We start from the raw sequence: 6,436 nt of genomic DNA on the forward strand, positions 1-6,436 counted from the left end.
AAGGAGCGCGCCCGGGTTGGAGGAGGTGAGGATGAGCGTGGTGTCCGCCGGCGGCTCCTCCAGCAGCTTGAGGAAGGCGTTGGCCGCCTCCGGGCTGGACTCCTGCGGCACCATCGCCTCGGCGTCGCCGACCACGAACACCTTGCGGCGGCCCACGGCGGGCTTCATTCCCGCCAGGCGCTGGAGGTTCTGGATGGTGCCCATGAAGTACGCGGGCGCCTTTTCGTACTGGGGAACGTGCTGCGGGTTCTCGCGCCGGGCGACGAGCTCGGCGCCGCGCGCCTCCTCGAGCTTGTCGCGCAGCTTTTCGGGGGTGGCGGCGTCGGGGCGGGGAAGGGGAAAGAACCAGTGGACGTCGGGGTGCTCCAGCCGGTCGATCATCCGGCAGTCGCGGCACTCGCCGCAGGGCGCGCCGTCCGTCCGAGCCTGCTCGCAGACCACCACCTGGGCCAGCCACATCGCCATCCGCTCCTTGCCGATCCCCGCGGGGCCGTGCACCAGGAGCGACTGGCTGAGGTTGCCCGCGCGCGCCGCGGAGGCCAGCATGGCGCGCGCGCGGACGTGTCCGTACACCGGCGGAAGAGGCATGGCGGCGGGCTAGCGGCGGCGGCGCAGCCAGGTGAGCGGGTCTACCGCCGAGCCGCCCGGCTCGCGGATCTGGAACTCCACGTGCGCCCCCTCCGGCGTTCCCTCGCCGCCCACGGTGCCGACGGTCTGCCCCTTGGTGATCTGCGCGCCGGGACGCACCATCACCTCGCGCAGGTACAGGTACAGCGAGTAGTAGCCGCCGCCGTGGCTGACCACGACGGTGGGGCCGTAGCCCTCGAAGGGCGCCGCCATCTCCACCGTTCCGCCTTCGATCGCGCGCACCGCCGTCCCCGGCGCCGCGCCGATGCCGATGCCGTTGTAGCGGATGGTGGTGCCGTTGGACTGCCGCGAGCGGCCGAAGCTATACACCACCTGCCCGCTCACCGGCCAATCCAGGTTGCCCAAGTCCGCCGTGGTCATGCTGGACGCGGCCGGCCGGCTGGGCGCGGGGGAACCCGCCGGGCGGGTTGCGGCGGCAGCGGCCGCCCGGCGCTCGCCCTCGCGCCGTCGCCGCTCCAGCTCGGCGATCAGCCCCGTCATGCGGCGCTCGTCGCGGGCCAGCGTTTCCAGGCGCGAGGTGGCCCGGCGCTGCGTGGTCCGCAACGAGGTGAGCGTCTGCGTGCGGTCCGCGCGCATGTTGGTGAGCGCGGCGTTCTCCTGCTCGCGGGCGTTGTGCAGGTACTGCATGTCGGCCAGCGACCGGCGCAGCTCCACCTCGCGCAGCTCCAGCTCGCGCGCCAGGTCGCCCACCTCCTCCACCAGCTGCCGGTCGCGCCGTGCAACCAGGTGAAGGTACTTGTAGCGGTTCAGCAGGTCGCCGAACGAGTGGGCGGAAAGCAGCACCTGGGCGGACTGCAGGGGACCGCGCTTGTAGATCTCGCGCAGCCTGCGGTTGAGCCTCTCCTTCTTGTTCGCCAGCTCGGCCTGGGTAAGGATCATCTCGGCCGTGGTGCTGTCGATCTGCCGCTCGGTCTGCCCCAGCTGCGTGCTGATCTCGCGCAGCAGCGCCGCAGACATCTGCTGCTGCTGCTGGATGATGCGGATTTCGGCCGACACGCTCCCCACGCGCCCCTGGATCCCCTGCAGCTCGCGCCGCAGCCGCTGCCGCTCCGCGCGGATCTCCTGCAGGCGGCGCTGGCTTTCGCTGATTTGCCGCCCCGAATCCTGCGCGCCCGCCACCCAGGGCAGCGCGGCGGCGGCCAGGATCAACGCGAGCACTCCCGCGCGCAGGCGGCTCATCATCACACCTGCGACAGGTGGCGGCGCACGGCCACCAGGCTGGACAGCAGCCCGAACGCCGTCCCCACGATCACCACGGCGACCACCCACTCCAGCGGCACCCACTCCACCCGGAACATGGTATCGGATAGCAGGCGGAAGGTGCCGTAGGTGAGCCCGGCCGCCAGCAGGCCGCCCAGGAGCCCGGAGATGATGCCCTCCAGCAGGAACGGGCGCTGGACGAAGCCGTCCGTGGCACCCACCAGCCGCATGATGCCGATCTCCTCGCGCCGCGCGAATACGGTGATGCGCACGGCCGTGGCGATGACGATGGCCGCCACCACGGCGAACGCCCCGCCGATGACCATCGCCACGCCGGCCGCGATGCGCCGCAGCGTGAAGATCTGGTTCAGCCAGTCGCGTCCGTAGCGCACGTCCTCGACGAACGGGTACGCCTGGATGCGCTTCGCCACGCGCTCCACCTGCTCGGGGCCGCGGTTGCCGGGCTTCATCCGCACTTCCAGCGAGGCGGGGAGCGGGTTCTGCTCCAGGTCGCTGAACACGTCCTTGAACTCTTCCATCTCGGCCATGGCCGTGGCCAGGGCTTCCGTCCGCGTGACGTAGGTCACCCGCTCAACCTCGGGGAGCTTGCGCAGCTCCTGCTGGGCCAGGTCCAGCTGCCCGGCGGTGGTGGCGTCGGTCAGGTAGGCGACGATCTCCACCTTTTCCTCCACCCGCTCGATGGCGCGGCGGATGTTGAACGCCGTCAGCCCGAACAGGCCGATGACGAACAGCGCAAAGGCGATGGCGACGACGGAAAGGCCGGTGAGCAGCGGCGTACGGCGGAAGGCGGCGAGCGCCTCGCGAAGGGCGTAGGGCATGGGTTCAGGCCCTTCCCGCCTCGACCGACGCGGCGGCCGAGTCGTAGACGATGGCGCCCTGCGCCAGCTCCACCACGCGGTACTCGGGGTGCGAGCGCACCAGGTCCAGGTCGTGGGTGGCCATCAAAATGGTCATCCCCATGGAGTTGATTTCGCGAAACAGCTCGAACACGCCCTTCGCGGCCCACTCGTCCAGGTTGCCGGTGGGCTCGTCCGCCAGCAGCACCAGCGGCTCGTTGGCCAGGGCGCGGGCCACGGCCACACGCTGCCGCTCGCCGCCCGACAGTTCGTCGGGGAACGCCTGCGCCTTGTGGCTGAGGCCCACCTGGGTGAGCAGCCGGTTGACGCGCGGCGCGATCTGGGCGCGCTTGGTGCCCGTCACCTCCAGCGCGAAGGCGACGTTCTCCTCCGCCGTGCGGTCGCGGAGCAGGCGAAAGTCCTGGAAGACCACGCCCAGCTTTCGCCGCAGCTGGGGAATCTCGCGGCGGCGGATGAGGCGCGACGAAAAGCCGGAAACGCGCACCTCGCCGGCAGTGGGCGTTTCCGCCATCTGCACGAGGCGCAGCACCGTGCTCTTGCCGGCGCCGGAGTGACCCGTCAAGAACACCAGCTCGCCCTTGTTGACGTTCAGCGTAACGTCGCGGAGGGCCGTGCCGGAGCGCGGGTATTCCTTGTAGACCGATGTCAGCCTGATCACGCGAGAAACTTCCGCGGGGGAGAACCGTGCAAGCGCGGGTGAGCACAGAATTTAGTCCGCGCTCCCCGGCCTGTCAAAACTTCGGATGGTGCCGGATCGCCATCATTCCGAACGAGCCAGCGGCGGGATGCGCCCGAGCACGGGCCAGCGCCGTTCCTGGGTGCGGAGTGTGTGGCGGATCCTTCAGTCGCTCCCGGGCTCGTCATGCGGGCTCGATCCGGCGTGGCCGCTTCCTTCAGGATGACAGACGGTGCGACGCCAGGCGGACGGCGAGGAGGATGGCTTCCTTCATGGACGACGGGTCGGCGAGGCCGCGGCCGGCGATATCGAGCGCGGTGCCGTGGTCCGGCGAGGTGCGGGGAAACGGGAGGCCAAGCGTGACGTTGACGCCAGCGCCGAACGCGGCCGTCTTGAACGCGGCCATCCCCACGTCGTGGTACGGCGCGACCACCGCGTCGAACTCGCCGCGCACCGCCCGCGTGAACACCGTGTCGGCGGGCACGGGGCCGAACGCGTCCACCCCCGCCTCGCGCAGCCGCGCCAGCGCGGGCGCCACGATCCGCTCCTCCTCGTCGCCGAAGAGCCCGCCGTCGGACGCGTGGGGATTCACCGCGCAGAGCGCGACGCGGGGAGACGGGATGCCCCACTGGTCGCGGAGCGCCGCGTGGGTAAGCGTCGCCTGGCGGACGAGGAGATCGGCGGAGAGCGCGGCGGGGACGTCGCGCAGAGCAAGGTGGGTGGTCGCCAGGATCACCCGCAGGGCGCCGCCCAGCGCGGTGCGCTCCGCGGCCATCATCATCACCACGTCCGCCACGCCGGCCAGGTCGCGCAGCATCTCGGTGTGCCCGGGAAAGTGCCATCCCCCGGCGCGGAAGGCGTTCTTTTCGATGGGCGCCGTCACCAGCGCATCCACGTCGCCCGCCAGCGCCATCCGCGTCCCGCGCTCGATGGCGGCCCCGGCAATCCGCCCCGCCGCGGCGGCCCCGTCCTCCGCCCGCCACTCGCCCACGCTCACGTCATCGGCGGAGCGCAGGAGCGACGAGGGGCCCACGAGCACGAACTGGCCGAGCCCGGAAATCTCCGGGTCGGCCAGTGCGCCCGCCGTCACCTCGGGCCCGATCCCACGCGGGTCGCCGAGAGTGATCGCGATGCGGGGACGATTCATTCCGCTGCTCTGTCGATCATCGTTACCGCCGTTCAGAACGGCTCGTCGCGCACCTTTTCGTCCTGCAGCACGCGGTACAGGTCGCGCGCGGCCTTCTTCGACACGTTCTTTCCCGGCAGCTCCAGCAGCTCCACCTCCAGCAGCCGCGAGGGGTAGCGGATGGAGATGCGCTTGCCCGCGGTGACCGCGTCGGCGGGGCGGGCGCGGCGCCCGTCCAGCGAAACCGCCCCCATCTCGCACGCCGCCTTGGCCTCGCTGCGGCTCTTCGTCAGGCAGAGCCGGTGCAGCAGAACGTCCACCCGCAGCGGCTCGGCGGTGCTCACGGGTTGCGGACGGCCACGTGCATGTCGCGGCGCAATTCCTGGATCACGCGCTCGCTCATCCGCTGCTCCTGCAGTATTCCCCGGATCCGCTCGCGCTGGTCGGCCACGGTGTACTCGCCCTGCGTCTGCCGCCCGGTGACACGCACCACGGCGAAGGCCGCGTTGGTGCCCAGGTCGATGCGCACGGGGCCCACCACCGTCCCCGCCTGCGCGCCCTCCAGCGACGTGGCGTACCCCGGGGGAAGGCGATCCAGCGGCACCTCACGCTGAAAGCGCGCCTCGTCGGGGGTGCGGTAGCGGGCGCCCAGCACCGCCATGTCGGCGCCGGCACGGACCGCCTCGGCCACGCTGTCGGCGCGCACGCGGGCGCGGTCCACGTCGGCCTGCACGATGTTCGGGCGGATGAGGATGTGCCGCGCCTGCCGCTCGGGGCCGCGCACCTTGTCCAGGCGGATGATGTGGAAGCCGAACTCGGTTTCCACCGGGCCCACCGTCTGGCCCGCGCGCATGTTGAAGACCGCGTCGTTGAACTCGCGCACCATCTGCCCCTGGCGGAACCAGCCCAGGTCGCCGCCGCGGGTGGAGCTGCCGTCCGCCGAGTAGCGGCGGGCCAGCACCTCGAAGTCGGTGCCCTCGGCCAGCTCCTTCTGCACCTGCGCCACCGTGGCCAGCGCCGCCGCGCGGGCCGAGTCGGAGGGGAGGGGACGCACGATCACCTGCTGAAAGCTCACCGAGGCCGGCCGCGTGCCGAAGCGCTCGCGGTTCTGCTCGAAGAACGCGGCCACCTCGGCCTCGGACACCGGCGCGGGCGCCATCTCCTGGATGCGCTTGCGCAGGTACCGCTGCACGATGGTCTGGTCGCGGAACTGCGCCGAAAGCTCGGCGCGGTACGTCTCCGGCGTACGGCCCGACTCAGCGAGCGCCTGCTGGAACGCAGTGGCGGAGCCGAAGCGCTCGGTGATCTCGGCGATCTGCTGGTCGACCGTCTGCGCCACCTCGGCGTCGCTCACCGTCTCGCCCGACTGGCGGGCGGCCTCCAGCACCAGCAGGTCGTTCACCCGCTCGTCCACGAGCTGGCGGACGAACTGGGCGTAGGCGGCCGGCTCCGACGGCACGGGCTGCCCCGCGGCCCGCACGGCCTCCACGGCCAGCAGGATGTCGGAGCGAAGGAGAACGGTGTCGCCCACCACCGCGATCACGCCGTCCACCAGCTCCTCGCCGGGCTGCGGGGCTGCGGGCGCCACCTGCGCCAGTGCGGGCGCGGCGGCCAGGAACGTCGCGAGCAGGGCAAAGCGAATGCGCATGGGAATTCGAGGTCCAGACGAACGGATGACGTGCCGGGGGCCCCGGCAGCAGCGCGCGGCCGGGAGCGGAAACGCCCCGGCCGCACGGATTATATCCTGTTGACCCGCTTCAGGTTCCCGGACGGCGCGCCCGGGTGGGCGCGCCGCCGGTTCCCCGCGTGTTGCGGACGGCTACTGCTTCTGCGCCGGCGCGGGCTGCGTGGCGGGCGCCTGCCCGCCCTGCGGCTGCGGAGCCTGCGGCTGCGGCTGGCCCGGCTGAG

At 71.8% G+C, this 6,436-nt stretch carries 6 protein-coding genes and 1 pseudogene; all 7 read right to left on the reverse strand.

Going from position 1 to position 6,436, the window contains the following annotated elements:
- Positions 1–588: pseudogene (locus VIB55_RS07335) on the reverse strand (hypothetical protein); the annotation flags it as partial.
- Positions 589–597: 9 nt separating this feature from the next.
- Positions 598–1,827, reverse strand: coding sequence for a murein hydrolase activator EnvC family protein (locus VIB55_RS07340; RefSeq protein WP_331876019.1), 1,230 nt, complete (start codon positions 1,825–1,827; stop codon positions 598–600).
- Between the two features lie 2 nt (positions 1,828–1,829).
- Positions 1,830–2,687 carry a cell division protein FtsX gene (locus VIB55_RS07345; protein WP_331876020.1) on the reverse strand — a complete coding sequence of 286 codons (858 nt, stop codon included), beginning with the start codon at positions 2,685–2,687 and terminating at the stop codon, positions 1,830–1,832.
- Positions 2,688–2,691: 4 nt separating this feature from the next.
- On the reverse strand, positions 2,692–3,384 hold the full coding sequence (ftsE, locus tag VIB55_RS07350; protein ID WP_331876021.1) for a cell division ATP-binding protein FtsE: 693 nt from the start codon (positions 3,382–3,384) through the stop codon (positions 2,692–2,694).
- 235 nt (positions 3,385–3,619) lie between these two features.
- Positions 3,620–4,549: a 4-hydroxythreonine-4-phosphate dehydrogenase PdxA gene (gene pdxA / locus VIB55_RS07355; RefSeq protein ID WP_331876022.1), complete on the reverse strand. Its 930-nt coding sequence runs from the start codon at positions 4,547–4,549 to the stop codon at positions 3,620–3,622.
- A gap of 32 nt (positions 4,550–4,581) precedes the next feature.
- Entirely contained in the window at positions 4,582–4,872 is a 291-nt protein-coding gene (locus VIB55_RS07360; RefSeq protein WP_331876023.1) for a S4 domain-containing protein, read from the reverse strand.
- Complete coding sequence (locus VIB55_RS07365; protein WP_331876024.1) at positions 4,869–6,176, reverse strand: peptidylprolyl isomerase; 1,308 nt, start codon at positions 6,174–6,176, stop codon at positions 4,869–4,871. The genes VIB55_RS07360 and VIB55_RS07365 overlap by 4 nt, the downstream gene beginning before the upstream one ends.
- Between the last annotated feature and the right edge of the window lie 260 nt (positions 6,177–6,436).

Origin of the sequence: Longimicrobium sp. (assembly GCF_036554565.1) — a bacterium.
Lineage (GTDB): Bacteria > Gemmatimonadota > Gemmatimonadetes > Longimicrobiales > Longimicrobiaceae > Longimicrobium.